Source organism: Sinomonas sp. ASV486, assembly GCF_030908215.1.
Taxonomy (GTDB): Bacteria; Actinomycetota; Actinomycetes; order Actinomycetales; family Micrococcaceae; genus Sinomonas; species Sinomonas puerhi.
Genome location: NZ_JAVFJK010000015.1, coordinates 67,890 through 93,109 on the forward strand (window position 1 = coordinate 67,890; position 25,220 = coordinate 93,109).

26 protein-coding genes are annotated in these 25,220 nt (G+C 70.2%); 15 read left to right on the forward strand and 11 right to left on the reverse strand.

The annotated features are described in order from the left end of the window. Positions 1-13: 13 nt before the first annotated feature. Positions 14-979: a quinone oxidoreductase gene (locus RBS60_RS18430; RefSeq protein WP_307958996.1), complete on the reverse strand. Its 966-nt coding sequence runs from the start codon at positions 977-979 to the stop codon at positions 14-16. A gap of 112 nt (positions 980-1,091) precedes the next feature. On the opposite strand from RBS60_RS18430, the gene argC reads away from it, so the two are divergent. Genes argC through RBS60_RS18460 form a run of 6 tightly spaced genes read left to right on the forward strand, consistent with a single transcriptional unit; the run spans position 1,092 to position 7,132 of the window. After that, positions 1,092-2,150 (forward strand): N-acetyl-gamma-glutamyl-phosphate reductase, encoded by a 1,059-nt coding sequence (gene argC, locus RBS60_RS18435; RefSeq protein WP_307958997.1) that lies wholly within the window; start codon positions 1,092-1,094, stop codon positions 2,148-2,150. Further along, positions 2,147-3,313: a bifunctional glutamate N-acetyltransferase/amino-acid acetyltransferase ArgJ gene (gene argJ, locus RBS60_RS18440; RefSeq protein ID WP_307958998.1), complete on the forward strand. Its 1,167-nt coding sequence runs from the start codon at positions 2,147-2,149 to the stop codon at positions 3,311-3,313. Before argC ends, argJ begins: the two co-directional genes overlap by 4 nt. A 7-nt stretch (positions 3,314-3,320) precedes the next feature. Then, a complete protein-coding gene (gene argB, locus RBS60_RS18445; RefSeq protein WP_374049313.1) occupies positions 3,321-4,301 on the forward strand; it encodes an acetylglutamate kinase in 981 nt (326 codons plus the stop codon). Next, positions 4,298-5,617, forward strand: coding sequence for an acetylornithine transaminase (locus RBS60_RS18450; RefSeq protein WP_307958999.1), 1,320 nt, complete (start codon positions 4,298-4,300; stop codon positions 5,615-5,617). Before argB ends, RBS60_RS18450 begins: the two co-directional genes overlap by 4 nt. Continuing rightward, positions 5,614-6,603, forward strand: coding sequence for an ornithine carbamoyltransferase (argF, locus tag RBS60_RS18455; RefSeq protein ID WP_307959000.1), 990 nt, complete (start codon positions 5,614-5,616; stop codon positions 6,601-6,603). The genes RBS60_RS18450 and argF overlap by 4 nt, the downstream gene beginning before the upstream one ends. Before the next feature lie 4 nt (positions 6,604-6,607). After that, positions 6,608-7,132 (forward strand): arginine repressor, encoded by a 525-nt coding sequence (locus RBS60_RS18460; RefSeq protein WP_307959001.1) that lies wholly within the window; start codon positions 6,608-6,610, stop codon positions 7,130-7,132. Between the two features lie 166 nt (positions 7,133-7,298). Here RBS60_RS18460 and RBS60_RS18465 read toward each other — a convergent pair whose 3' ends face one another. Then, complete coding sequence (locus RBS60_RS18465) at positions 7,299-7,883, reverse strand: DinB family protein (protein ID WP_307959002.1); 585 nt, start codon at positions 7,881-7,883, stop codon at positions 7,299-7,301. 97 nt (positions 7,884-7,980) lie between these two features. Between RBS60_RS18465 and RBS60_RS18470 the strand changes: the two genes are divergently transcribed. The 3 genes from RBS60_RS18470 to RBS60_RS18480 all read left to right on the forward strand — a co-directional run bounded on the left by RBS60_RS18470 (position 7,981) and on the right by RBS60_RS18480 (position 10,655). Further along, positions 7,981-8,445, forward strand: a complete 465-nt coding sequence (locus RBS60_RS18470) for a phage tail protein (protein ID WP_307959003.1) — start codon at positions 7,981-7,983, stop codon at positions 8,443-8,445. A gap of 81 nt (positions 8,446-8,526) precedes the next feature. Next, complete coding sequence (locus RBS60_RS18475; RefSeq protein ID WP_307959004.1) at positions 8,527-9,735, forward strand: FAD-dependent oxidoreductase; 1,209 nt, start codon at positions 8,527-8,529, stop codon at positions 9,733-9,735. A 26-nt stretch (positions 9,736-9,761) separates the two neighbouring features. Next, a complete protein-coding gene (locus tag RBS60_RS18480) occupies positions 9,762-10,655 on the forward strand; it encodes an RNA polymerase sigma-70 factor (protein WP_307959005.1) in 894 nt (297 codons plus the stop codon). A gap of 52 nt (positions 10,656-10,707) precedes the next feature. Here the strand turns inward: RBS60_RS18480 and RBS60_RS18485 are convergent, their stop codons facing one another. The 7 genes from RBS60_RS18485 to RBS60_RS18515 are packed head-to-tail and all read right to left on the reverse strand — an operon-like array spanning position 10,708 to position 15,793. Further along, positions 10,708-11,367 carry a 4'-phosphopantetheinyl transferase superfamily protein gene (locus RBS60_RS18485; RefSeq protein ID WP_307959006.1) on the reverse strand — a complete coding sequence of 220 codons (660 nt, stop codon included), beginning with the start codon at positions 11,365-11,367 and terminating at the stop codon, positions 10,708-10,710. Then, positions 11,351-12,025, reverse strand: a complete 675-nt coding sequence (locus RBS60_RS18490; RefSeq protein WP_307959007.1) for a hypothetical protein — start codon at positions 12,023-12,025, stop codon at positions 11,351-11,353. Before RBS60_RS18490 ends, RBS60_RS18485 begins: the two co-directional genes overlap by 17 nt. Next, positions 12,022-13,227: a lysophospholipid acyltransferase family protein gene (locus RBS60_RS18495; protein ID WP_307959008.1), complete on the reverse strand. Its 1,206-nt coding sequence runs from the start codon at positions 13,225-13,227 to the stop codon at positions 12,022-12,024. The genes RBS60_RS18490 and RBS60_RS18495 overlap by 4 nt, the downstream gene beginning before the upstream one ends. Further along, positions 13,224-13,874, reverse strand: coding sequence for a 3,4-dihydroxy-2-butanone-4-phosphate synthase (gene ribB, locus RBS60_RS18500; RefSeq protein WP_307959009.1), 651 nt, complete (start codon positions 13,872-13,874; stop codon positions 13,224-13,226). Before ribB ends, RBS60_RS18495 begins: the two co-directional genes overlap by 4 nt. Positions 13,875-13,896: 22 nt before the next feature. Continuing rightward, on the reverse strand, positions 13,897-14,784 hold the full coding sequence (locus RBS60_RS18505) for a glycosyltransferase (protein WP_307959010.1): 888 nt from the start codon (positions 14,782-14,784) through the stop codon (positions 13,897-13,899). Then, a complete protein-coding gene (locus RBS60_RS18510) occupies positions 14,781-15,542 on the reverse strand; it encodes an SDR family NAD(P)-dependent oxidoreductase (RefSeq protein WP_307959011.1) in 762 nt (253 codons plus the stop codon). Before RBS60_RS18510 ends, RBS60_RS18505 begins: the two co-directional genes overlap by 4 nt. Beyond that, complete coding sequence (locus RBS60_RS18515; RefSeq protein ID WP_307959012.1) at positions 15,539-15,793, reverse strand: phosphopantetheine-binding protein; 255 nt, start codon at positions 15,791-15,793, stop codon at positions 15,539-15,541. Before RBS60_RS18515 ends, RBS60_RS18510 begins: the two co-directional genes overlap by 4 nt. Positions 15,794-16,014: 221 nt before the next feature. On the opposite strand from RBS60_RS18515, the gene RBS60_RS18520 reads away from it, so the two are divergent. From RBS60_RS18520 to RBS60_RS18540, 5 genes are read left to right on the forward strand one after another with little or no spacing between them, the layout of a single operon-like run. Then, the gene (locus tag RBS60_RS18520) at positions 16,015-17,007 is read left to right on the forward strand and encodes an ABC transporter ATP-binding protein (RefSeq protein WP_307959013.1); all 993 of its coding nucleotides are present in this window, start codon (positions 16,015-16,017) and stop codon (positions 17,005-17,007) included. Between the two features lie 28 nt (positions 17,008-17,035). Next, on the forward strand, positions 17,036-18,178 hold the full coding sequence (locus RBS60_RS18525; RefSeq protein ID WP_307959014.1) for an ABC transporter permease: 1,143 nt from the start codon (positions 17,036-17,038) through the stop codon (positions 18,176-18,178). A gap of 1 nt (position 18,179) precedes the next feature. Beyond that, positions 18,180-18,653 carry a 3-hydroxyacyl-ACP dehydratase FabZ gene (fabZ, locus tag RBS60_RS18530; protein WP_307959015.1) on the forward strand — a complete coding sequence of 158 codons (474 nt, stop codon included), beginning with the start codon at positions 18,180-18,182 and terminating at the stop codon, positions 18,651-18,653. Further along, on the forward strand, positions 18,650-19,771 hold the full coding sequence (locus RBS60_RS18535; RefSeq protein ID WP_307959016.1) for a beta-ketoacyl synthase N-terminal-like domain-containing protein: 1,122 nt from the start codon (positions 18,650-18,652) through the stop codon (positions 19,769-19,771). The genes fabZ and RBS60_RS18535 overlap by 4 nt, the downstream gene beginning before the upstream one ends. After that, positions 19,768-20,979 (forward strand): beta-ketoacyl-[acyl-carrier-protein] synthase family protein, encoded by a 1,212-nt coding sequence (locus RBS60_RS18540; RefSeq protein WP_307959017.1) that lies wholly within the window; start codon positions 19,768-19,770, stop codon positions 20,977-20,979. The genes RBS60_RS18535 and RBS60_RS18540 overlap by 4 nt, the downstream gene beginning before the upstream one ends. 19 nt (positions 20,980-20,998) lie before the next feature. Here the strand turns inward: RBS60_RS18540 and RBS60_RS18545 are convergent, their stop codons facing one another. Together RBS60_RS18545 and RBS60_RS18550 are read right to left on the reverse strand one after the other, a co-directional pair. Beyond that, entirely contained in the window at positions 20,999-21,646 is a 648-nt protein-coding gene (locus tag RBS60_RS18545; protein WP_307959018.1) for a response regulator transcription factor, read from the reverse strand. Further along, the gene (locus RBS60_RS18550) at positions 21,643-23,727 is read right to left on the reverse strand and encodes a sensor histidine kinase (RefSeq protein WP_307959019.1); all 2,085 of its coding nucleotides are present in this window, start codon (positions 23,725-23,727) and stop codon (positions 21,643-21,645) included. Before RBS60_RS18550 ends, RBS60_RS18545 begins: the two co-directional genes overlap by 4 nt. A gap of 256 nt (positions 23,728-23,983) precedes the next feature. Here RBS60_RS18550 and RBS60_RS18555 point away from each other — a divergent pair, with 256 nt between their 5' ends. Beyond that, positions 23,984-25,189 carry an argininosuccinate synthase gene (locus RBS60_RS18555; RefSeq protein ID WP_307959020.1) on the forward strand — a complete coding sequence of 402 codons (1,206 nt, stop codon included), beginning with the start codon at positions 23,984-23,986 and terminating at the stop codon, positions 25,187-25,189. Positions 25,190-25,220 lie beyond the last annotated feature (31 nt).

Consider the following 25,220-nt stretch of genomic DNA (forward strand, 5'->3'; position numbering starts at 1 on the left):
GAACGGCAGCCTGTCAGGGAACGAGAAGGACCTTGCCCGTCGTGGCGCGGCCCTCGAGCGCCCGGTGGGCGTCGGCGGCCTGGCTCAGGGGGAACTGGGCCCCGATGCGGACATTGAGCGTCCCGTCCGCTACGGCGCCGAAGACCTCGGACGACCGCCAACGGCGCTCGGCGGCGTTGAGGAGGTGGTGGCCGAGGGTGGGGCGGGTGAGGAACAGCGAGCCGCCGGCATTGAGCCGCTGGGGGTCGACCGGCTCCACCGGACCGGAGGCAGCGCCGAACAGTACGAGCATGCCGCGGATGCGCAGGCACTCGAGCGAGCCGTCGAACGTGTCCCGCCCCACGCCGTCGTACACGACATCGACCCCCGTGCCGTTGGTGAGCTCGCGGACCTGCTTGGGGAACTCGTGGTAGCGGATCACATGGTCAGCCCCAGCGCCCGCAGCGAGTTCGGCCTTGCTGTCCGTGGACACGGTGGTGATGACCCGGGCGCCGCGCGCTTTGAGCATCTGGATGAGCAGGAGCCCCACGCCGCCGGCGCCCGCGTGGAGGAGGACCGTCTGGCCCGGCTCGACGCGGAAGGTCGAGTTGATGAGGTAGTGGGCCGTCATGCCCTGGAGCGGCAGCGCGGCCGCCGTCAGGAGGTCTACGCCCTCGGGGACGGGGAGCGCCCGGTCCGCCGCGATGAGCGTGTACTGCGCATACGTGGCACTGCCTTCGGCCGTGGCGACGCGGTCCCCCTTCGCGAAGTCGGTCACCCCCTCTCCGACGGCGGTGACGACGCCGGAGGCCTCGGAACCCGGGGTGAAGGGCAGCGGGACCTTGTACAGTCCCTGCCGCTGGTACGTCTCGATGAAGTTCACGCCCGCGGCGGCGACGCGGACGAGGAGCTGGCCGGGGCCCGGCTCGGGCATGCCGACCTCAGCGGGGGCGAGGACCTCGGGCCCTCCCGGGACTGTGGCGACGATGGCGTTGATCATGGGATTCTCTCCTGCTTCTCGTTTCGCGTCCGGACCCATCCTAAGGACACGCACTCGATCCCCCTATGTATAAATATTGACTACCATGCATAAACTTGCCTACAGTGGGCGCGTGACCATTACTGCAGCTGTCTCCGGAGCCAGCGGCTACGCCGGGGGAGAGGTCCTCCGGCTGCTGGCCAACCACCCCGACGTTGAGATCGGGGCGATCACGGCCCACTCGAGCGCCGGCAGCCGGCTGGGCGAGCTCCAGCCGCATCTCCTCCCGCTCGCCGACCGCGTCATCGTCGAGACGACGACCGAGAACCTCGCGGGGCACGACGTCGTCTTCCTCGCCCTCCCGCACGGCGCGTCCGCCGAGGTGGCCGCGGCCCTGCCGGAGAGCACGCTCGTGATCGACGCGGGCGCCGACCATCGTCTCGAGGACCCCGAGGCCTGGTTCCGGTTCTACCGCTCCGAGCACGCGGGCACGTGGCCGTACGGCCTTCCCGAGCTCCCGCTGGGCGAGAGCGGAGGAGCCGGCCGCAAGCAGCGCGAGAAGCTCCTCGGTGCGCGTCGCATCGCCGTCCCTGGCTGCTACCCGACGTCGGCACTCCTGGCCCTCACGCCCGGCTTTGCCGCAGGGCTCCTCGAGCCCGACGACGTCGTGATCGTCTCCGCGTCCGGCACCTCCGGTGCGGGCAAGAGCGTCAAGGCGCATCTCCTCGGTTCCGAGGTCATGGGGTCGATGAGCCCGTACGGTGTGGGCGGCGGGCACCGCCACACTCCCGAGATCGAGCAGGGACTCTCCAACGCCGCGGGCGAGCCGGTCACCGTGTCCTTCACGCCCACCCTTGCACCCATGAGCCGCGGAATCCTCACGACGGCGACCGCCCGCGTCAAGGCGGACGTGGGTGTCGCTTCGTTGCGGGCTGCGTGGGAGTCCGCCTATGGGGACGAGCAGTTCGTCCACGTCTTGCCGTCGGGCCAGTGGCCCGCGACGCAGATGGTCATCGGCTCCAACAATGCGGTGATCCAGCTCGCGTTCGATGAGCACGCCGGCCGGGTGATCGTGAGCTCGGCGATCGACAACCTCACCAAGGGCACCGCGGGTGGAGCCATCCAATCCATGAATATCGCGCTGGGCCTGAACGAGGGCGCCGGCCTCAACCAGCTGGGAGTCGCACCGTGACCGTCACCGCACCGAAGGGCTTCCGGGCCGCCGGTATCACCGCCGGGCTCAAGGCCTCCGGCAAGCCGGACATGGCCCTCGTCGTCAACGATGGGCCGGACAAGCACGGCGCTGCCGTGTTCACGTCAAACCGAGTCATGGCCGCGCCCGTTCGCTGGTCAAAGCAGGTCGTCACGGACGGCCGGGTCGACGCCGTCGTGCTCAATTCCGGCGGGGCCAACGCCTGCACCGGCCCCGAGGGCTTCCAGAACACCCATCGCACGGCCGAGAAGACCGCGGACGCGCTCGGCATCTCCGCGGGCGACGTCGTGGTCTGCTCGACGGGCCTGATCGGCGAGCAGCTGCCGATGGACAAGATCATCCCGGGCGTCGACGCCCTCGCGGCCGCCCTCGCGGACAACGGCGGCCATTCGGCGGCCGTGGCGATCATGACGACGGACACCGTGGCGAAGGAGGCCGTGTTCACTGGCGCGGACGGGGGTGGGGTCGCGTACACGATCGGTGGCATCGCCAAGGGTGCCGGCATGCTCGCCCCGGGCCTCGCGACGATGCTGGTGGTCCTCACGACCGATGCCGAGATCCATCCCGAGATGCTCGACGCCGCGCTCCGTGACGCAACCCGGGTCACGTTTGACCGCGCCGACTCCGACGGCTGCATGTCCACGAACGATTCCGTGGTGCTGCTCGCCTCCGGCGCGTCCGGAGCCGTTCCGGACGCGGCGGCGTTCACCGCTGGCCTCACCCAGGTATGCGCCGAGCTGGCCCGCAAGCTGATCGGCGACGCGGAGGGCGCGGCCCATGACATCGCGATCCGCACCTTCAACGCCGCGAGCGAGCGTGACGCGGAAGTCGTGGCACGGGCCGTTGCCCGATCGAACCTCTTCAAGACCGCCATCTTCGGCAAGGACCCCAATTGGGGCCGCGTGCTCTCCGCCGTGGGCACGACGGACGCGGCCTTCGAGCCCGACTCCATCAACGTGTCCATCAACGGCGTCGAGATCTGCCAGAACGGCGGGATCGGCAAGGACCGCTCCCTCGTGGACCTCGAGCCGCGCGAGGTGGTCGTGGAGATCGACCTCGCCACGGGCAGCGCCGAGGCGACCATCTGGACCAACGACCTCACGCACGACTACGTGCACGAGAACTCCGCGTACTCGAGCTGAGGCCCGCATGACAGAGAGCAGCAGCGCTGACGTGAGCGCGGCGCGCAGGAACATCCGTCTGGCGATGGACAAGGCCGAAACCCTCATCGAGGCCCTGCCGTGGATCCAGAAGTTCGCCGGCACCACGATGGTGGTGAAGTACGGCGGCAACGCCATGGTCAACGACGAGCTGCGCCGCGCCTTCGCTGAGGACATCGTGTTCCTCCACCACGTGGGCATCCACCCGGTCGTTGTCCATGGAGGCGGCCCGCAGATCAGCGCCATGCTGAACCGCGTGGGGATCGAGAGCGAGTTCAAGGGCGGCCTGCGCGTCACGACGCCCGAGGCGATGGAAGTGGTCCGGATGGTCCTCACGGGCCAGGTCAGCCGAGAGCTCGTGGGCCTCATCAACTCCCACGGGCCGTACGCCGTGGGCCTGTCGGGCGAGGATGCCGGCCTGCTCCGCGCGGTGCGCACGGGCGCCGTCGTGGACGGCGAGGAGGTGGACCTCGGCCTCGTCGGCGAGGTCGTCGGCGTCGAGCCTGGCGCGGTGCTGGACATCCTCGAGGCCGGGCGGATCCCGGTCATCTCGGGGATTGCCCCCGAGGTCGTCCTCCCGGAGACCGCCGGGGCCGCGCCTGCCTTCCAGCCCACCGGCCAGGTGCTCAACGTCAACGCGGACACTGCCGCCGCCGCGGTCGCCGTTGCCCTCGGGGCCTCGCGTCTCGTGATCCTGACCGACGTCGAGGGCCTGTACCGAAACTGGCCGGACAGGGATTCGCTCGTCTCCCAGATCTCGGCCTCGGAGCTCCGCGAGATGCTCCCGGAGCTCGCCTCAGGCATGATCCCCAAGATGGCCGCGTGCCTCAAGGCGGTCACCGAGGGCGTGGACCGTGCCGCGATCGTCGACGGGCGCAGCCCCCACACGATGCTCCTCGAGATCTTCACGAACGCCGGAGTCGGCACCCAGGTGGTGCCCGACGGGGAAGGAACGGGTACACCAGCATGACCAGCGAGAACCTCCAGGGGCACCGCCCCCTCTCCGAGCTTGTCGGTGCCTCGTCGGGTGCGTCCTGGCTTGCGAGGTATTCGGACTCGCTCATGGGCGTGTTCGGCACGCCGCAGCGCGTGCTCGTCCGCGGCCAGGGCTGCTACGTGTGGGACGCCGACGGCAAGCAGTACCTCGACCTGCTCGGCGGCATCGCGGTCAACGCGCTCGGCCACGCGCACCCGTTCGTCACCTCGGTCATCTCGTCCCAGCTCTCCACGCTCGGGCACGTCTCGAACTTCTTCACGAGCCCCACGCAGGTGGCCCTCGCGGAGAAGCTCCTGCAGCTCACCGGCGCACCCGCGGGGTCGAAGGTGTTCTTCGCGAACTCGGGCACCGAGGCCAACGAGGCGGCGTTCAAGCTCGCGAGGCGGAACGCCACCAACGCGGCCGGGGGGAAGCGCACCAAGGTCGTCGCCCTCGAGGGCGCGTTCCACGGCCGCACGATGGGCGCCCTCGCGCTCACCGCCAAGAAGGCCTACCGCGAGCCGTTCGAGCCGCTGCCCGGCGGCGTCGTGCACGTGCCGTTCGGTGACATCGACGCCCTCGCCGATGCCGTGGACGAGACCACGCAGGCCGTCTTCCTCGAGCCGATTCAGGGCGAGGCCGGCGTCGTGCCGCTTCCGCCGGGCTACCTCGCCGCGGCTCGAAAGCTCACGCACGACGCCGGCGCCCTCCTGATCGTCGACGAGGTCCAGACCGGGATGGGCCGCACCGGAACCTGGCTCGCGATCGAGGGCTCGGGGATCGTGCCCGACGCCGTGACGCTCGCGAAGGGACTCGGCGGGGGCTTCCCGATCGGTGCCCTCGTGACGTTCGGCGCCGAGAACAGCGCGCGCCTCTCGGCCGGTCAGCACGGAACCACGTTCGGCGGAAACCCGGTCGCCACGGCCGCGGCGCTCGCCACGGTCCATGCCATCGAGACCCAGGGCGTCCTCGCGAACGTCCGGGCCGTGGGGGAGCGGCTTCGCACCGCCCTCGCCGCGCTTCCCGAGGTCGCCGAGGTCCGCGGTCGCGGCCTGCTCCTCGGAATCGATCTGACCGGTCCTGGCGGGGACGCCGCGCAGGTGCCGGACGGCGCGAACCTGGCGGCCGCCGTCGTGAACCAGGCGCTCGAGGCGGGCTTCATCATCAACGCGCCGGGTCCGCGGACCATCCGCCTCGCCCCGCCGCTCATCCTCACGGCAGCGCAGGCGGACACCTTCGTCGCCGCGCTGCCCGCCCTCGTTGCCGCCGCCACCGACCATCTGGCCCAGACCGCGAAGGAGACCAAGTGAACGCCGCCGCCGGAACAGTACGGCACTTCCTCAAGGACACCGACCTCAGCCCCGCCGAACAGGCCGAGGTACTCGATCTCGCCGTGCGCATGAAGGCAGCGCCCTACTCGGTCCAGCCGCTCGCCGCCGATGGCTCCGCCCGCAAGACCGTCGCGGTCATCTTCGACAAGACCTCGACCCGTACCCGCGTTTCCTTCGCCACGGGAGTCTCGGACCTGGGCGGGACGCCGCTGGTCATCAACCCGGGTGAGGCCCAGATCGGCCACAAGGAGTCTGTCGAGGACACCGCGAAGGTCCTCGAGCGGATGGTCGCCGCGATCGTGTGGCGCACGGGCGCCCATCAGGGACTCGTGGACATGGCCGCGAACTCGCGCGTGCCCGTGGTCAACGCCCTGTGCGACGACTACCACCCCTGCCAGCTGCTTGCGGATCTCCTGACGGTCAAGGAGCACAAGGGCACGCTCGCCGGGCTGTCCATGGCGTACCTCGGCGACGCGGCGAACAACATGGCCAACTCGTACCTCCTCGCCGGTGTCACGGCCGGCATGCACGTGCGCGTCGCTGGGCCCGAAGGCTACCTTCCCTCACCGGAGGTCGTCGCCGAGGCCGAGGACGTTGCTGCCAAGACCGGCGGGTCCGTCCTCGTGACGATCGACCCCGCGGCCGCGCTTGAGGGCGCCGACGTGGTCACCACCGACACCTGGGTCTCGATGGGCCAGGAGGCCGAGAAGGCGGAGCGCATGACGCTCTTCCGCGACTACTCTGTCGATGCCGAGGCGATGGCCAAGGCCTCGCCCGACGCCGTGTTCCTCCACTGCCTCCCGGCATACCGCGGGTACGAGGTCGCCGCCGAGGTCATCGACGGGCCGCAGTCCGTGGTGTGGGACGAGGCCGAGAATCGCCTGCACGCGCAGAAGGCCCTCCTCGCGTGGGTGCTGCACTATTCGGGGCAAGCCGTCGTCGAGGGCCTCCCGGCGGTGCCCTGAGGGGATGACGGTGACCTCGATCCCGGGCTCTGCTCCGCAGACCAAGGCGGCCCGCCAGGCGCGTATCCGCGCACTCCTGGCGGGGGCCTCGGTGCGCTCGCAGGCGGAGCTCGCAACGCTCCTCGCGGACGACGGCGTGCAGGTCACCCAGGCGACCCTCTCCCGTGACCTTGTGGAGATCGGGGCGGTGCGCGTGCGCGGCGCGGACGGCGGCCTCGTGTACGCGATCAGGGGAGAGGGCGGCGACCGGAGCCCCCGGACCGGCCAGGCCCCTGAGGTGCTCGATGCCCGGCTCGCGAAGCTCTGCGCCGATCTGCTGGTCACGGCCGAGGCCTCGGCGAATATCGTGGTGCTGCGCACCCCGCCGGGTGCGGCCAATTTCCTGGCTCTCGCGATCGACCACTCGGTGATCCCCTCGATCCTCGGCACGATCGCCGGGGACGACACGGTCATGATCATCACGCGCGACGCCGCCGGGGGCGAGGCCGTCGCGGCCCGGTTCCTCGAGCTCGCGTCTCAGGGGGCCTGAGCCGGGTAGCACCAATCACAACAGGCCCTGGCCGGCATGGCAGGCCTGCAGCAGCGCCTGTTATGCCGATGAGGGCCTCTCATGCGGAATGAGGTGCGACCATGCCCGGCGACGCCCGCGAGGGGCACACGCCCACGCGCGGCGGCGGGTGACCGCGTCAACCCTGTCAGAAGCGATTCGCCAGCTCGGTGAGCTTCTGCACGTAGGCCGGCCAGTCCAGGTCCGGGAGGTTGCCGGTGCCCGCACGGAGCCCGGCCGCGCCGTCGATCGACTCGCGGAGGATGTCGGCGTGCCCAGCATGCCGGGCGAGGTCTGAGAGCACATGCACCATGACTTGGCCCAAAGTGACCTGCGCCCGCTCCTCGGGCCACCACGGGACGCATCCGACCGTGTCGAGGGGGAGGGTATCGACAGTCGCGTCAGCGAACGCCCAGACCCGCCGGTAGAGGTCGACGATCCCCTCCGCGGTCTCATTCTCGGTCGCGAACCAGTCGGCCTGCGGGTCGGCGTCGGTCTCCTCGTCGGACACGCGCTCCTCGGGCGAGGGCCACGAACGCCCGAAGACGTCCCCGAAGTACCCGATCTCCACGTTCGCCGCGTGCTTGACGATGCCGAGCAGGCTCGTGCCCGTGGGCGTGCGGGGGAGCCGGAGGTCGCGTTCGCTGAGCCCCTCGAGCTTCCACACGAGCGCGTCCCGGGTGCTCTGGAGGTAGCGCCGTAGCGCGTCTTTGGGGTCGCTGGGGCCTGTCATGCCAGCATTCTACGAATCGCCATTCTTCTACGAATCGCCCGGCGATCGATCAGGAATCGAGAAGGCCTCCGGAAACGCCAGACGTAGGCTGGGCAGCATGTCATACACCGTAGATTTCAAGGACGTCTCGAGGGTCGGCCTCGAGTCGTCCCCCGTCGTGGAGGCCCTCGCCGGACTCCGGGCCAACGAGTCCCGCTACTTCAAGAACAAGTACGATCACGACTTCACCGTTACGCCGGCCAGCGAGGCGCCCGAGACCCTCGAGTGGGTCAACCGGATCCTCGCCGAGGAGCGCAACCTCACCATCGCCTCCCGCCCGCTCGAGGTGACAGCCTTCGAGGTGGACGGCATCAAGATGGCCTACGTGTTCTACGAGTCCGGCCTATCGATCAACGTCATGTACACGCTCGAGGACGGCGGCAAGCGCGCCGTGGGCTTCAAGCTCTCCCAGGGCATGGAGGTCCCCGAGGAACTTGCCGGCACCTTCAAGTTCGCGCGGCAGAAGTCCAAGCTCGCCGGAGAGATCCGCGGCTCGTACTTCGTGATCAAGGGCCAATACTGACCGAGTGTCACACTGCGCGGGCCGGCGGTGTCTTCTGGCCGGAATCCCGATAGGCGGGATCCGGAAACCCCAGGAGGGACTGTGGCTGAGAACACCGGCGCCGCGAACACGCGCGTCGTCGTCATCGGGGGCGGCTACGCCGGCACGATGGCGGCCAATCGGCTGACGCGGCGGGAGGGCGCCGCCGTGACGCTCATCAACCCCCGTCCGCAGTTCGTCGAGCGGATCCGCCTGCACCAGCTTGTAGGCGGGACGCACGACGCCGTCCACGACTTCCGCGACGTCCTCGCCAAGGGCGTCCGGCTGGTTCTCGACTCGGCGTCGCGGATCGACGCTGCCGAGCGCGCCGTCCTGCTCGAATCGGGCGAGACCGTCGAGTACGACTACCTCGTGTACGCCGTCGGCAGCGCGGGCGCGCGGCCCACGGTGCCCGGGGCGGTCGATTTCGCCCATCCGCTCTCGACCCTCGAGGACGCCCGTCGCGCGCGCGCAGCGGTCGACGCCGCACCCGCGGCCGCCGCTGTGACGGTCGTGGGGGCCGGGCCCACCGGCATCGAGACCGCCGCCGAGCTCGCCGAGCGGGGACGCACAGTCACGCTCGTGACCGGCGGGGTCCTGGCCCCGTACTTCCACCCGGGGGCCCGCCGCGCGCTCTGCGCCCGCCTGTCGAGGCTGGGCGTGGAGGTGCTCGACGGCGCCGGCAGTCGGGCTGCCGAGGTGAGCCGCGCCGTCGTGCGCCTCGAGGATGGCCGCGAGGTGCGCAGCGATGTGACCCTCTGGACTGCGGGCTTCGCCGTTCCGGACCTTGCCGTCCGCAGCGGCCTGCGTACGGACGCGGCAGGTCGCCTCCTCACGGACGAGACACTCACGAGCGCGGACAGCCCGCGGATCGTGGCCGCCGGAGACTCGGCCGCGCCCTCGGGCGTGGCGTACAGGATGAGCTGCCAGGCCGCGCTTCCGCTGGGATCGCACGCCGCGGACACCGTGCTCGCGCGGATCGCGGGAGCGACACCGCGCGAGGTCGCCGTCGGGTTCGTCGCCCAATGCGTGAGCACGGGGCGGCGCACCGGCCTCCTCCAGCTCGCGTCGAGCGACGACCATGCGAAGAAGTCCTTCGTCGGCGGGCGGAGCGGGGCCGCGCTCAAGGAGGCGATCTGCTGGTCGACCTACCAGGCGCTCCTCTTGGAGGCGAAGCACCCGGGGTCGGTCAACTGGGCCTTCATCAGGGACGGCCACCGCGCGGGTCTGCTCGAGGCATCCCACCGTCGGTACGTCGCGCGTACCGCGTAGCGTAGGCGGGGGAGAGGGGAGGAACGATGGGCGACAGCGTCGTCGAGGGGGCCACCTTGGCGTTCACGCGCCATCGGAACCTGCTGTTCACGGTCGCCTACGAGATGCTCGGCTCGGCCGCGGACGCCGAGGATGTCCTCCAGGAGACCTGGCTGCGGTGGGTCAAGGCTCATCTTGACGAGGTACGGGACGAGCGGGCGTACCTGGTCCGGATCACCACCCGCCAGGCACTCAACCGACTGCGCACCCTGAGCCGGCGTAGGGAAACCTACGTCGGGCCGTGGCTGCCCGAGCCCCTCCTGACCTCACCGGACGTGGCGGAAGACGTCGAGCTCGCCGAGAGCCTCTCCATGGCCCTCATGCTCGTCCTCGAGACGCTCACCCCGACCGAACGGGCGGTGTTCGTGCTGCGGGAGGTCTTCGACGTCGGCTACGACGAGATCGCAGCCGCCGTCGACAAGAGCCCCGCGGCCGTGCGGCAGATCGCGCACCGGGCCAGGCAGAGCGTCGAGGCCCGGAGGCCCCGCGAGACGGCTGCCCCGGCAGAGGTCCGGGCGGCGCTTGTGTCCTTCCAGCGCGCCGTGGAGACCGGGGACATCCAAGGGCTGCTCGATGTGCTGGCACCGGATGTGGTCCTCATCTCCGACGGCGGCGGGCTCCGGCAGGCGGCTCTGAGGCCCATCCTCGGGGTCGAGAAGGTGCTCCGGTTCTTCGCCGGGATCATGGCCAAGGCGCCTGGCCCAGTCACCGGCGAGCCCGCGCAGGTCAACGGCACGCCCGGCCTGCTCATGTCCGTCGGCGGCGAGGTCGACGGCGTCATGGCAGTCCGCATCGAGGGCTCCCGGGTCACGGCGATCTACTACGTCCGCAACCCCGAGAAGCTCTCGGGACTGGACCGCAGGAGAAGGCTCGCCCGATAGCGCCGTCAGAACGGATCGGGCGGACCGCCCTCTACGCGCCCGGAGAGGCCGGTCACTTCCGGGACGCACCGGCGGTCCACCAGCACAAGGCGACTACGGCGCCGTCGTGGGCTCGAAACTCTGCAGCCAGCGCGCCGTCGCAGCCGAGCCTCTCGCCGAGGACGACCCCGGCCGACCCCACGTCCCAGTTGGTCGCGAGCCTGGCGTCGGGCCAGTCCATCGGCACCCTGAGGACCGGGAAGACGCACTTGTAGACGGCCTCGCGGAGGGCGAAGCAGACAGTTGCGACGTACTCTGCGGGTGCGCCCGGCGGAGCCGCTTGGGCGTCGTCGGGCATCACGACACGTTCCCACAGCGCGGCGTGCCGCGGTCGCACAACCTCGACGTCCACGCCGACGCCGCGCACCCCGGAACGCGTCCACGCGGCAGCGGCGGCCGCCCACGGCGCGGAATGGGAGATGCTCCCCGCAACGCCGGCGGGCCACACCGGGCAGCCATCTGCATCGGCGCCGATGGGAACGCGCTCGAGCCCCGGGCCGCCGAGGAGTCCGAGGGCGGCCCGGGCCGCGGCCCTGCCGTGCTCGTGTTCCGCGCTGCGGTGGCGGCGCCCCCGACCGTCTCCGCCGTGGGCCCGCAGCACGGCGATCCGGCCGGGAAAGCCCTCCGAGGCGGCGGCGGTGAAGCCGTCCCCGCCCTCAGCCGCGGCCGACACGGAGTCGTCCGACGGCGCGAGCGCGCCGCAGCGTCGTTGCCCCACCCACTGCGATGAAGAATGCAGTCGCCGCCGCACTCACGCTCCAGACCCCGGCCGGAGTCCACGGCGCGGCGCCGGGCAGGGCAGGGAGATAGGCGTAGCCAAGTGGGGGAGGGCCGGACCACGGCGGGTACCCGAGGAGCGCGAAGTACACGACGTCCTCCACGAAACACGCGTGGAGCCCGATCACCGCGAGGAAGAGCAGCCGCGCATCGAGCTGGCCCGCGGCGCCGTTCCGGAGCATTGCGAGCGTGCGCTGCGGGACGGCGACACCCCACAGCGCCACCCAGTACGCGATCACCCAGCCCTGACCGTCCTCGAACCGCCAGGGGAGGATCCCGTGGGTGCCGGGAGCCAGATGTTCGCCCATCGCGAGTACGTCCAGGCCCGCGTCGGCGACGAGAAGGGCGATGTTGACGATGGTGAACGACGCCGGCCCTCGCGTCCAGCGCGCCGCGGCGAGGCTCGCGGCGGCCCAGACGACGGCCGCGGGCACAAAGAGGTCCAGCCCGGCCTTCGCGTGCAGTACGAGAACCGAGGCGACCCCGGCCGCGACGAGGAAGGCCCTCGCATGGCCGGGGTCGCCCCGCGGAGCGGCGATGTGCTGGCTGCTCACCGCGCGGCCGCGGAAGGGACCTCGCCGCCGCGGAGTTCCGCGAGCAGCTCCCTGCCGCGTTGGATCCGCAGGCGGTCGGCGGCCGCGCGATCGAGCTGGAGGAACAGCTCGAGCCAACGTGCCGCCTCCTGCGGCCGGCCGGCGTCCCGGAAGACGAGCGCGGTGTGGAGCGCGTTGCGGTGGTCCTGAGTGAGCGAGACCGCCACTCGATGTCCCATGGCTGCAGCGACGCGGTCGCCGCCGAGCCACCCGGGGAGGCGCTCCATGAGCGATGCCCAGACGTGCCACGCGAGAGCATTGCCCGGTAGCCGCCGCACGGACCGCCAGATGAGACGCCTGCTCCGCAGGGCCCACGCGAGCTGCGCGAACGGGTTGCGGGTGAACCCCGCCATCTGCCCCGCGGCCCGGCCCCGCTCGAGGTCCGCATAGTCGCAGCGCACCCCTCGCGTCACGAGTAGCGCACGCCTGAACAGCTCCTCGGCCTCGCCGCTCTGTGCCCGGAACGCGCGCTCCACGAGGGCGTGGGCCGCGGCAGCACGCGAACCCCGGCGGGCGGGCCCGGGGGCCGGGGCGAACTCGGGGGCCACAAACGCCGGCCACTGCCCGGTCTGCCCCGCGATGCGGGCGAATACGCGCAGGATGAACTCCTGGCCCGCGGCCCGCCCCGCCTCGGGGGGAGCCAGCGGGGAGGCCACGTTGACCGCGATCCGACGGCGCCTGCGCGGCCAGCGCGAGCCGACCGGCAGAACCTCGTTGACACCGAAGAGGCCCACCGGGACCACCGGTACTCCGGCCTCGGCGGCGAGCGTCGCGAGACCGCGCCGCGGTGCGCGGAGCCAGCCGTCACGGCTGCGCGTGCCCTCGGCGTACATGACCAGCACGCCGCCGTCCGCGAGGACCTTCCGAGCGGCCTCAAATGCGTCCATGTCCGCCCCGCCCCGCTCCACCGGAATCCCGCCGCCCCGGCGGTTGAACCAGGCCGAAAGCGGAGAGTCGAAGAGCTCGGACTTCGAGAGGAACTTCGGGTACGGAAGGCCGTTGCATAGGAGCCACCACGCGAGGACCACGTGGTCGAAGTAGCTCGTGTGGTTAGCCGTGACGATGAACGGCGCTGCAGGCGGCTTCTCGCCGAGGACTCCGATCACCCGACGGTCCACCCAGGCCTTGAGGACGAGGAGCAGGAGCCTCTTGAGGTAGCTCACTCGGCCACTGCCAACTCGAGCTCGTCGGTGACCCGGGCGAGCCGGGCCTGGACGACGTCTTCGACCGTCACAGTGGTAAGGGAGTGGACGCGGGCGAATTCGGCGAGCTCGGCATCCCGGGCCATGTGCCCGTCGTCCGCGATGATCTCGACGATCACCGCCGCCTTGCGCAGGCCCGCGAGGGCACACAGGTCAGTGGAGGCCTCTGTGTGGCCGCGCCGGGCCAGCACGCCGGCCGGCCGTGCGACGAGCGGGAAGATGTGGCCGGGGCGCCGCAGCGTGTCGGGCGCGAGGTTCTCGTCCAGGATGACGCGGATCGTCTCGGCCCGGTCGAAGGCGGAGATGCCGGTCGTGACCCCGAAGTGGGGGGCGGCGTCGACTGACACCGTGAAGGCCGTCCCCAGATGATCCTCGTTGCGCTGGACCATGGGGGCCAGCTCCTTGGCCTCGGCGATGGACCGATCGACAGCGACGCAGATGAGTCCGCCGGCTTCGCGTGCCATGAAGTTGATCTGCTCCCCGGTCACGAGCTCAGCGGCGGCAACGAGGTCTCCCTCGTTCTCCCGGTCGGCGTCGTCAACGACCAGGATCATGTGGCCGCGGCGGAGATCGTCGAGGGCCCGTTCGAAATTCTCGGCATCAAACATGGTGTGCTCCCTGGAAGTAGTTCTAGCTGAAACTGAGGATGTCCGGAGATGTCCAGTCGACGAATGACTGCTCGTCGAACAATTCCGCAGCGTGTCCGCGCTCGACCGCCATTTCGACATATTTCACGAGGGTCTTGATGCCCTTGCTTTCGGGATGGATCTCGGCGAGCCTCCGGAAATTCTCAAGGCCCTTGGTGAATTTCGCGCCAGAATCCGTCGAGTGCTCGAGGTGGAGGTTCTTCGCCGCGGTGGTGAGGCGGATGCCGACGCCCGCGAGCTGCGCGCGGTAACCGAATTCCGTGTCCTCGGCGCCCCAGCGGGTGCCGAAGGATTCGTCGAACCCGCCGACCCGCTCGAACGACGAGCGGCGCAGCGCGAGGTTGCTCGTGCAGGTCTGGAGGAAGCGGTAGTGGTGGTCGGGGCTCGCGGCGAGAGCGTCGAGCGTCCACTTTTCGGCCACGGTCATCCGGGCGCTCGACCAGACCTCGGCATAGAGTGCAGCGTCGGCGCGCCGACCGAGGAAGGAGGGCACGACGTCGACCGGTACCGCCCAGCGCTCCCCGCGGGAGAGGACGTCCCCCGCCGCGCACGCCTCGACATGGCGGGCGACGAAGCCCGGGGCGGGCACCATGTCGTCATCGTTGAAGATCAGGACATCGCCGCGGGCCGCGGCGGCGGCGCGGTTCCGTGCCGCGCCGGCCCCGCCCCGAGGGCCCGACACGTACACCAGCCGGTAGGGGACCTCGGCCTCCAGTGAGGCGAGGGCCTCCGCTGTGCCGTCCGTCGAGCCGTCGTCGCACACGACGACCTCGAAGTCGGGGACAGCCTGGTGCGCGAAGGTCTCGAGCATGAGCACGAGGCGCTCTCGCTTGTTGTGGGTTGGAACGATCACGGAGGCCTGAGGAGTCATGCCGACGTCCCCCCGTCCACCGTGACGACCGTCCCATGGAGGTACTCGGCGTTCTCGCCCGCGAGGAAGCCCACGACACGGGCCACCTCCTCGGCGGTCGCGAAGCGGCCCAGCGGGACCTGATCGGTGAAGGCCTTGCGCGTCGTCTCGTCGAAGTCCTCGATCATGGGGGTCTCGACGAATCCCGGCGCCACAGCATTGACCCGGATCCCGAACCGCCCGACTTCGACCGCGAAGGACTTCGTGAGCGAGACGATGGCGGCCTTGGTGCTCGCGTAGACGCTCCGGCCGGGGGAGTTGACCGTTGCGGCGATCGACGCGACGTTGATGATCCGCCCTCGGCGGTGGTACGCCATATCGCGGGCCAGGACGCGCATGGCGATCCACGGCGCCGTGACGTTGACTTGGTACTGCCGCGCGAAGCGCTCGGTGTCCACGTCGATGCACAGCGCATCGTCGCTGACTCCGGCCGCGTTGACGAGTAGGTCGATCGGCTCGCTCTCGACGAGCGATCCGAGAGTTGCCTCCCAAGCGGCCGAGTCGGTGAGGTCGGCCCGTATGGTACGCACGCTCGCTCCCGCGCCGTCGAGCTCACGCTCGAGGTCGCGGGCGGCGTCGGCCTGGCTCCCGTAGGTGAAGATGATCCGCTCGCACGAAGGCGCGAGCTCCCGGATGACGGCGGCGCCGATCCCGCCCGTGCCGCCCACGACGAGCGCCGTGCGTGGTGGCCCGAGCGGGGCGGCCGGGCGGCGCGTCACTGGACGCCGGCGAGAGACTGCTCGCTGCAGAAGTCGAAGAGCGACTGCAGGGACTCGAACGCGGCAGTGTCATTCTGGGTGATCTTGACCCGGTATGTCCGCTCGATGCCGATGGCTACCTCGAGAAGGTCAACCGAATCGAGGCCAAGGTCATTCTGGAGCGAATCCTCGGGCTGGATATCGCCCGGCTCCATATCCAGGCCGAGTCGGGAGATCATGAGGTCCTTGAGGCCGTCGATCGTGATTTCCATGATGAATTTCGCCTTTCCCGCTAATCCGTCGGGACGCTGTTCTGTCGGGGAGTTCCGCGAGGAGTTGTCCGCGGTGCGCTCTGGACTCTACCCACGGTCCCGGCTGATGGTCACCCCGCAGAAACACCGGGTTCTGACCTGCAGTTTCTGCGGTGCCGCGGCGTGTTTGCCCGCGGATACCGTGAGTCGACAACGTGCAGTTCCAATACGAGAGGGAACCAGTGACAACTGTTGAGGAAGCCGCTCCCCGCCATGCGGCCCGGGACGAGGCCCTCGCGGCGCTCGAGCTCGCGGGCGTCGTCAAGAGTTTCGGCTCCCAGCGGGCCGTGGACGCGATTTCGTGGTCCGTGCGCCGTGGCGACTTCGTCGGCCTGCTCGGCCCGAACGGCGCCGGCAAGACGACCCTGATCTCGATGATCTCCGGGCTCGTGAAGATCGACGAGGGCAAATGCCGCGTGTTCGGGATCGACACGGCCAAGGATCTCGGGAAGGTCAAACGAGTGCTCGGCGTCGTGCCACAGGACCTCGCCATCTACCCGGAGCTGAGCGCTCGGGACAACCTGCGCTTCTTCGGGGCGATGTACGGCCTCGGGGGCGCCGAACTCAAGGACCGGACCGAGGACGCGCTGCGGCGCGTCGGCCTCGAAGACCGTGCGGTGCGCCCCGCCGCCGGAAAGTTCAGCGGCGGCCAGAAGCGCCGGTTGAACATCGCGGCGGCCCTCCTGCACCGGCCCGAGATCCTCATCCTCGACGAGCCGACCGTCGGCATCGACCCTCAGTCGCGCAACTTCGTCTTCGAAACCCTCCGCGAGCTCAACCGGGAGGGCATGACCATCGTCTACGTCACGCACTACATGGAAGAGGTCGAGGCCCTCTGCCGCACCGTGGCGATCGTGGACCACGGCCGCCTCATCGAGGAGGGGCCGCTCGAGCGGGTGCTCGAGCGGCACGGCTCCTCCCTCGTGCGCCTCGGCCTGAGCGCCGAGGAGCGGCAGCTCGCCGTCGAACTCCTCGAGCAGCACCCGGAGGTCTCCCACCGCGTTCTCGAGGACGGCGACCTCCAGATCGCGGCGAAGGCGCTGCCCGACGCCGTGGCCCTGGTGACGCGAATCCTCACCGACATCGCCCCGAGCCCCGAGACCTGCAAGATCCTCCCCCCGTCCCTCGAGACGGTCTTCATCGAGCTGACCGGCAATCAGCTCCGCGACTCCTGACCTGGCCCGAGACGAAAGGCACTCTGACGTGAAAACCCTTCACGTGTTCTGGAAGGACCTCCTGATCCTCTCCAAGGACCGCGGCACCTACATCAACCTCTTTGTCCTGCCCCTCATGTTCAGCGTCGTGCTGACGATCGCCCTCGGGGGCGCGTTCGGCGGCGGGGCCTCGAGCTCTCCCGTGACCATCCCCGTCACGGCGTCCGGCGCCCAGGCCGAGGCCGTCGCGAAGGACATCACCTCTATCCCCGGGATCACCTGGCAGGAGGCCGGGGTCGACGACGCGAAGTCCGCTGTGGACCAGGGCAAGTCGATCGGGGCCGTCCTCATCGCCCCCGACGGCGCCTCCCTCGACTTCTACGAGGACCCGTCTCAGGCGAACAATGCGCAGCTGCTCTTCGGACAGATCTCGGCCGCGCTCGCCGCCAAGCACGCGGCGACCCAGGCCTCCGAGCTCGGGGCCGTCGCGGCGTCGGGCAGCCAGACGGAGCAGGTCAAGGCGGCCACGATCGCCGCGCAGCCGCAGGTCACGCTCACCACGAGCCAGTCGGGCAACCGCAGCACCGATGTCAAGCCGACGGCCGCGCAGCAGTACATCCCCGGCTTCACGGTTGCGTTCCTGTTCTTCATTGCTTCGACGATCGCGCAGTACATCTTCATGGAGCGCGACCGCGGCACCCTCCGCCGCCTGCTTGTCAGCCCGGTGGGCCGCGCGTCGATCCTCGCAGGCAAGCTGCTTCCGACGGTCGTCATCGGCTTCGTCCAGGTTGTCGTGATCTTCACCGTCGGCCGGCTCCTGTTCGGCATGACTCTGGGAGACCCGGTGGCGCTTCTCCTCGTCACGTGCGCCGCGGTGGCTGCGGCGAACGGCTTCGGGCTCATGATCACCTCGCTGAGCAAGACCCAGGCCCAAGCCACCGGCATGGCCACGCTGCTCGTCTTCACCCTCGCGACGGTTGCGGGATGCTACGTCCCCCTCTCGTTCATGCCGGGATTCATGCAGGGCATAGCCCTAGCCACACCGCAGGGCTGGGCCATGCAGGCCTACCAGAACATCATCATGAAGGGGTCTGACATTGCCCAGGTCCTCCCCGCCGTAGGCGCGCTCGCCGCCTTCGCGGTGGTCTTCTTCGGGATCGGCCTCTTCCGCTTCAAGTTCGAGGAGCGCTGACGTGAGCGAGGCCCTCATCAGCGCCAGGACGACTCAGACGATCGCCCACTTCTACCCCCATCGCCACCCGTTCCTCCTCGTGGACCGGATCGAGGAGGCCGGCCCGGACCAGGCCGTCGGCATCAAAGCCGTCACGGCGACCGAGCCGTGGTTCACGGGGCACTTCCCGGAGCGTCCCGTGCTGCCGGGCGTCATCCTCCTCGAGGCCATGGCCCAGGTCGGGCGCTTCCTCAAACCGCTCGACCGCGAGCTCCTCTCGTCACGGCTCGCGCGGATCGACGCGGTGAAGTTCCTTCGCGAGGCGGTGCCGGGCGACGTCGTGCGCATGGTGGCCACGTCCGAGGGTGAGCTCGGGGATGTCAGCAAGTACAAGGTCGTCGCGAGTGTCGACGACGAACCGTGTGCGTCGGCCCAGTTCACGGTGCACTCCGTCCTGGCCCCGGTGGCCGGTACCCCTGCGGGGGCCCGCGCATGAGCGTCGTCGTCACCGGCTACGGGCTCTGTACGGGAGTCCGCTCGGATCTCGCAGGCGTGCTCGGCGGAACCCTCGAGCCGCCGGCCGAGGTCTCGGCGGGTGCTGGGCTCCCCGTCCGCCGCGTGGACGACGCCGAGACTGCTCCGTGGGTGCCCAGGCGGCTGGCCCGCAAGATGGACAGGATCAGCCGGATCACGACCGCGGCCGTCGGCCAGGCGATCCAGCACGCGCGCCTCGACGAGCCCGATCTCGTGAGGGGTACCGGGCTCGTGCTCTCGACCGCGTTCGGCTCGGCTGGCGTGGTCAGCAGGGTCCTCGCCGACGTGCTCTCGGACGACCCCGTCATCTCGCCGCTCCTGTTCCCCAACGTCGTGGCCAATGCGGCGGCGGGCCAGGCCTCGATCGCGTTCGGGCTGCGGGGACCGAACTCCGTCCTCGGCGGCGTGGGCGGGCTCATGTACGCCTTCGACATGCTCGCCTCGGGCCGAGCGGAACGCCTCCTAGTCGGCGGCTTCGACGAGATGACGGATGTCTACGAGCGCGCGCTCGCGGCCACCGACTTCTCCGTGCCCGTGCGCGCGATCGGTGAGGGGGCCGCCGTCGTGGTCCTCGAGACGGACGACGCCGCACGGGGCCGTGGCGCTGAGCCGCTCGCCGAGCTGGTCGCTGCCTCGGTGGCCTCTGACCTCGAGTTCACGCTCGACGGCGCGTCCGCCTACGCGGGCGACGGCATGGCACGCTCGCTTGCCGCGGTCGCGGCCCAGGCCCCCGTGCCGGAGCTGTTCCTCGGTTCCGGCTGGCCGGACACGCTCCTGCGGGATTCCGAGGAGCGGTATGTCCGTCGCGCCGTCGTGGACGCCGCGCAGTGGCCCAAGGACGCGACGGGCGAGATGTTCGCATGCTCGGCAGCCCTCAACGCGGTCCTCGCGGCGGCCGCGATCTCGGGGGACCCTGACGCGGGCAGGCCGGCGCCACGCTCAGTGGTCGTCACGGCGCATGACAGCTCGCGGGGACAATCCGAGGCGGCCTACTTCCGCGCTCCGGCAGCCGCTGGGGCCGTCGGTGGCGGCGAAAACGCCGGTAACCGAGCAGTTCAACCGTCAGGGAGAGTCGCATGAGACGAGTCGTCATCACAGGGGTGGGGTGCGTGTCCCCCTTCGGGGCTGGCGTCGAGGCGTTGCGCGAGGGGATCCTCTCGTCGCGGACTGTCTTCGCTCCCGTGCGTAAGTTCGACGGATCGCAGTACGGCATCGACGCTGCGGCGGAGATCCCGGAGGACGTCGACCTGAGCGGAGTCGACGGCAGCCGCCCGTCGCAGCTGATCCAGCTGGCCGCCGAGGAGGCGCTGCGGGACGCGCGGCTCGGGGCGCGCGATCTCGCGGACGCGGCGGTGGTGCTCGGCACCACGCTCGGCTCGGACGAGATCAGCTCGGCCCTGTGGCACGAAACCCAGGGACTCGAGCCGGATTACGTGGCCGTGATGGGCTCGATGGCCGAGTGCGGGGGTCGGGCGCTCGTGGACCGCTGGAGGATCGGCGGGCCGTGCCTCACGGTCATCACCGCTTGTGCCGCGGGCACCAACGCGATCGGCCTTGGGCTCGACCTGATCCGCATCGGCCGTGCGGACCGGGTCGTCGTCGGGGGGCTCGACACTCTCACGCAGCTCATCTATGGCGGCTTCGCGAGCATCGGTGCGCTCGGGACCGTGTGCCTGCCGTTCGCCGAGGCGGGACGCCGCCAGGGCACGGTGCTCGGCGAGAACGCTGCAGTCCTCGTCCTGGAGTCGGCCGAATCGGCTGCCCAGCGCGGTGCCGAGCCGTACGCGGAGGTCCTCGGCTACGGTCTGTCCAACGACGCGCACCACATGACCGCACCCGAGCCCGAGGGACTCGGGGCCACGCTCGCCATGCAGCGCTGCCTCGAGCACGCGGGCCTGACTCCCGACGACGTGGACTACGTCAACGCGCATGGGACCGGCACGCGGCTCAACGACCCTGTCGAGGTCGCGGCCCTCCGCCGCGTGTTCGGCGAGCGGCTCGCGCAGGTACCCGTGAGCTCGCTCAAGTCCCAGATCGGCCACGGACTCAGCAGCGGCGGCGCCATCGAGGCGATCGCCACGGTCCTCGCGCTCAAGGAGCGCTTCCTGCCGCCGACGGCGCACGCGGAGCCGTCGCTCGATGCTGCCCTCGACTTCGTGCGGGAGCCCCGGCCGACCTCCGGAGTCCGGACGGCGATGTCGAACTCGTTCGCGTTCGGGGGGCACAACGCGAGCGTCGCCTTCTCCGTGTGGGACGAAGGGCCCTCAACGGCTCCCGCGCCCGCCTGAGCGGCGGCGCGGCAAACCGTCAGTCGTTGAGCCAGCCGAGTTCCCGGGCGCGGGCCACCGCCTGCGTCCGGGAGTTCGCCTGCATCTTGGCGAGAAGGTTTCCGACGTGGAAATGTACGGTGCGCTCGCTGACCACGAGGGTCGCCGCGATCTCCTTGTTGCTGAGGCCGTCGCCGATGTGCCGGAGCACCTCGAGTTCACGGCGCGTGGGGGCAGGGATGCTGGGTCCCCGTCCGCGCTCGGCCATGACCTCGGGAGTGAATGAGAGGCGCCCCGCCCGCACCGTCAGAATCGCGTCCCGCAGTTCGGCCCGTGTGCAGGCCTTGGAGAGGTAGCCGTGGGCCCCGATCTGGAAGGCAGTCCGCTGGTACGGGACTTCGTCGTGGCCGCTGAGCATGAGGACCTTGACCTCGGATCCTCCGGCGACGAGCGCCTTCGCGAGGGCGAATCCGTTCTCACCGGGGAGGCTGACGTCGAGGATCGCCACGTCGGGGGCGGCCCCTTCAAGGAGCTGCGTGGCGTCCTCCGCCGTGGTGGCGGTTCCGGCGAGCGTGAGCCCCGGCTCCGCCTCGATCAGCTGGGCGATGCCCGCGAGGAAGAGCGGATGGTCGTCGACGAGCACAATCCGCAGGGGCGCACAGGAACCTCGAGCAGGTGCAGCCGTCATGCGCTGGCCTCCGGTGCCGGGCGTCGTGCTTCCATGGTTCCCCCTCTCGTGTACGGAATGCTGACGCGGACGTCGGTGCCGCCGCCATCGCGCCGGGCGATGCTCGTGGTCCCGTCGAGTTCGCGGATCCGCTCGAACATCCCTGCGAGGCCGAGGTGGCCTTCTTCGGTCAGCGCCAGGAGGTCGCCTGCCTCGGCGGCGAAACCGCGGCCGTCGTCCCTGACGGTGAACCAGACGCGATCGCAGCCGAACTCGAGCTCGAGCTCGACCTCGTCGGCCTGTGCGTGCCGGAGCACGTTGGAGAGCGCTTCGCTGGCGACCCGGTACAGCGTGCTCGAGAGGTGGCCGCCGGACGGGAGGGCGTCGGGTTCGCCCTTGACGGCGAGGCCCGCGTGGAGCCCGAACGTCGTGCGGTACCGGGCCACGAGGGCCTCAAGCGCGAGCGGGAGGGAGAGCTGGTCGAGCATGGGAGGCCGCAGATCCTCGCACACCTGGCGGAGCTCGAACGCGATGTCGCGCCCCAGATCCGCGATCTGGTCGAGGTGCGGCTGGTCGACGTGCGGCTTGGCGCCGGCACCCGCGGCGTCCGTGCGTGAGGACCCCTCGGCGACCCGCACGAGGTGGAAGAGGGACTGGAGCGCGCCGTCGTGGAGGTCCCGCGAGAGCCGTGCGCGCGTGCGCTCCTCGCTTTCGGCGAGGCGCCGATGGAGGATCCGCGTGGTGACCTCGGCGTCCTCGAGGCCGCGGATCCGCTGGTCGAGGGAATCGATGAGCCGGTAGTTCTCGAGCACGATCCCGGCTTGGTAGGCCATGGTTCGCAGGAGGTCCTCGTCCACTGCGCGGAGGCGGGCGTTGCGGTTTCGAAGGGCGACGACGAGCTGGCCCCCGTCGCTGCCGGGCACGCCGAGGGTGAACCGCCTCAGGCCCGCCGATTCCTGTTCGCCCACGTGGACCGACACCTCGGCGGCCAGCGGGTCGGTCGCGTAGACGAGGACGCGCGCGGCACCCGCCCCGGCATAGATTGCGCACCACGAGAGGTTGAGCGCCTCCATGATCTCCGAGCACAGGTACGCGCCGAGGTCCTCGGCATAGCGGAAGCCCGGGGCCGCCGTGGCGAGGTGGCTCAGGACCGTGCGGTAGTCGTACCCGTCGCGGTAGAACCAGCGGTCGATGGCGCGGTGCACGTAACGGACCGTGGGCACGAAGAGGATCGAGATACCGGCGATGGCGACCGCCGCGGCGAGCCCGCGGAGATGCAGCCCGCGGGAGAGCGCCGCGAGCGCGGCCGCGTAGGCACCGGCGGTAGTCCCCGTCAGGAGCACATAGACCAGCTCGCGGCGCAGCCTCAGGTCCACGAACTTGCCCCGCAGCGCGGACAGCGAGACCGTGAGCGGAAGGGGGATGCTCGAGAGGACCCACAGCCAGGCGAAAGGTGCGCCCGGGTCAGGCGGGCCGAAGAGTGCAAGGGCAGCCGCCTGGAGCGCGCCGGCCGCGAGGATCATGAGGAGCCCGGCGCGCGCGTCGCGGTCGCGGGCGGTGCTTGCGAGCCAGACGAGGGTTGCTGCCGCCGCCAGGACCGCAGCGAGGAAGACACCCTCGCTCGCGAGCCGGATGACCTCGTCGTCGAGGCGCGCGGCAGGGCCGACGATCAGGAACGCCTCCGTGAATACGGCGACCACGTCGAACGCGCGCAGGATCGCCCTACGCGACGGCGCCCTGGGGACGACTTCGAAGAACGAGCGCACGAGCAGCGTGGGGAGGACGCCGGCCGCAGCCCGCGCGATCCCGACCGTCCAGACGACCCCGGCGTCCTCCGAGAACAGCACCGAGTAGACGAGCACCAGACCGACCACATTGAGTGCGAGGCAGCCGAGCGATTCGTGGAGCCTCGAGTAGAGGTATACGGAAGCTCCGGCCACGAGGAACACGGCGCCGACGACCCCCACAGCAAGACGCAGGAGCCACGGCGAGTCCGCGGGGAGCGCAACCTCTGCGAGCACGACGACCGCGACCACGACCGCCGTCGCGGCGTGGAAGACCCTGGTCTTGACCGCTCCGTCCGCCCGCGCTGTCCCCGGCATCGCACCTCCGCCTGCAGAACGGGAGTTCCCCCGCTGCCACGCCGCACAGTAGCAAACCGCGAATAACAAACGTGCCTGGGTTACGGCCGACAGGCCCTGAGGAGCGATGTCGGCGGCCACGACGGCGCATGGCAGGGATACGATGTGAGGCTCGCCGATGCGGTGGATCGGCATTGCATATCTATGTAGACTGATGCATAACAATACGACTTGCTCGTGCCCCTGCTCTGCTGTGGATGTCTTGAAGGAGAACACCATGAAGGATCGCATCGTCCTCGCCTATTCGGGCGGCCTGGACACGTCCGTCGCCATCGGCTGGATCGCCGACGCTACCGGCGCCGAGGTCGTCGCCGTCGCCGTCGACGTCGGGCAGGGCGGCGAGGACATGGAGACCATCCGCCAGCGTGCGCTCGGGTGCGGCGCCGTCGAGGCCTATGTCGCGGACGCACGCGACGAGTTCGCTGACGAGTACTGCATGCCCACCCTCAAGGCCAACGCGCTCTACCAGGGGCACTACCCGCTCGTCTCCGCGATCTCCCGCCCGGTGATCGTCAAGCACCTCGTCAAGGCGGCCCGCGAGTTCGGCGGGACCACCGTGGCGCACGGCTGCACGGGCAAGGGCAACGACCAGGTCCGCTTCGAGGTCGGCATCCAGACCCTCGGCCCTGACCTCAAGTGCATCGCGCCGGTCCGCGACCTCGCGCTCACGCGCGACAAGGCCATCGCCTACGCGGAGGAGAAGCACCTCCCGATCGTCACGACCAAGAAGAACCCCTACTCGATCGACCAGAACGTGTGGGGCCGCGCCGTCGAGACGGGCTACCTCGAGGACATCTGGAACGCCCCGACCAAGGACATCTACGACTACACCGCGACCCCGGAGTTCCCTCCGGCGCCGGACGAGGTGACGATCACCTTCAAGGAGGGTGTCCCCGTGGCCCTCGACGGCGTCGCGAAGACCCCGCTGCAGGTCATCCAGGAGCTCAACCGCCGTGCCGGCGCCCAGGGCGTGGGCCGCATCGACGTCGTCGAGGACCGCCTTGTCGGCATCAAGAGCCGCGAGATCTACGAGGCCCCGGGCGCCATGGCGCTCATCACCGCGCACAAGCACCTCGAAGACGTCACGATCGAACGTGAGCACGCCCGCTTCAAGGCCATGGTGGGCCAGCGCTGGAGCGAGCTCGTCTACGACGGCCAGTGGTTCTCCCCGCTCAAGCGTGCCCTGGACGTGTTCATCGAGGATTCCCAGAAGTACGTCTCGGGCGATATCCGGATGGTCCTGCACGGCGGCAGCGCAGTCGTCAACGGCCGCCGCTCGGATACGTCGCTCTACGACTTCAGCCTCGCGACCTACGACACGGGCGACACGTTCGACCAGTCCAGCGCCAAGGGCTTCATCGACCTCTGGGGCATGTCGTCCAAGGTCGCCTCGGGCCGTGACCAGCGCGTGAACGGTGGCTGAGCGCAGCGGCGCGGGGTCGAGGCCCGGTGAG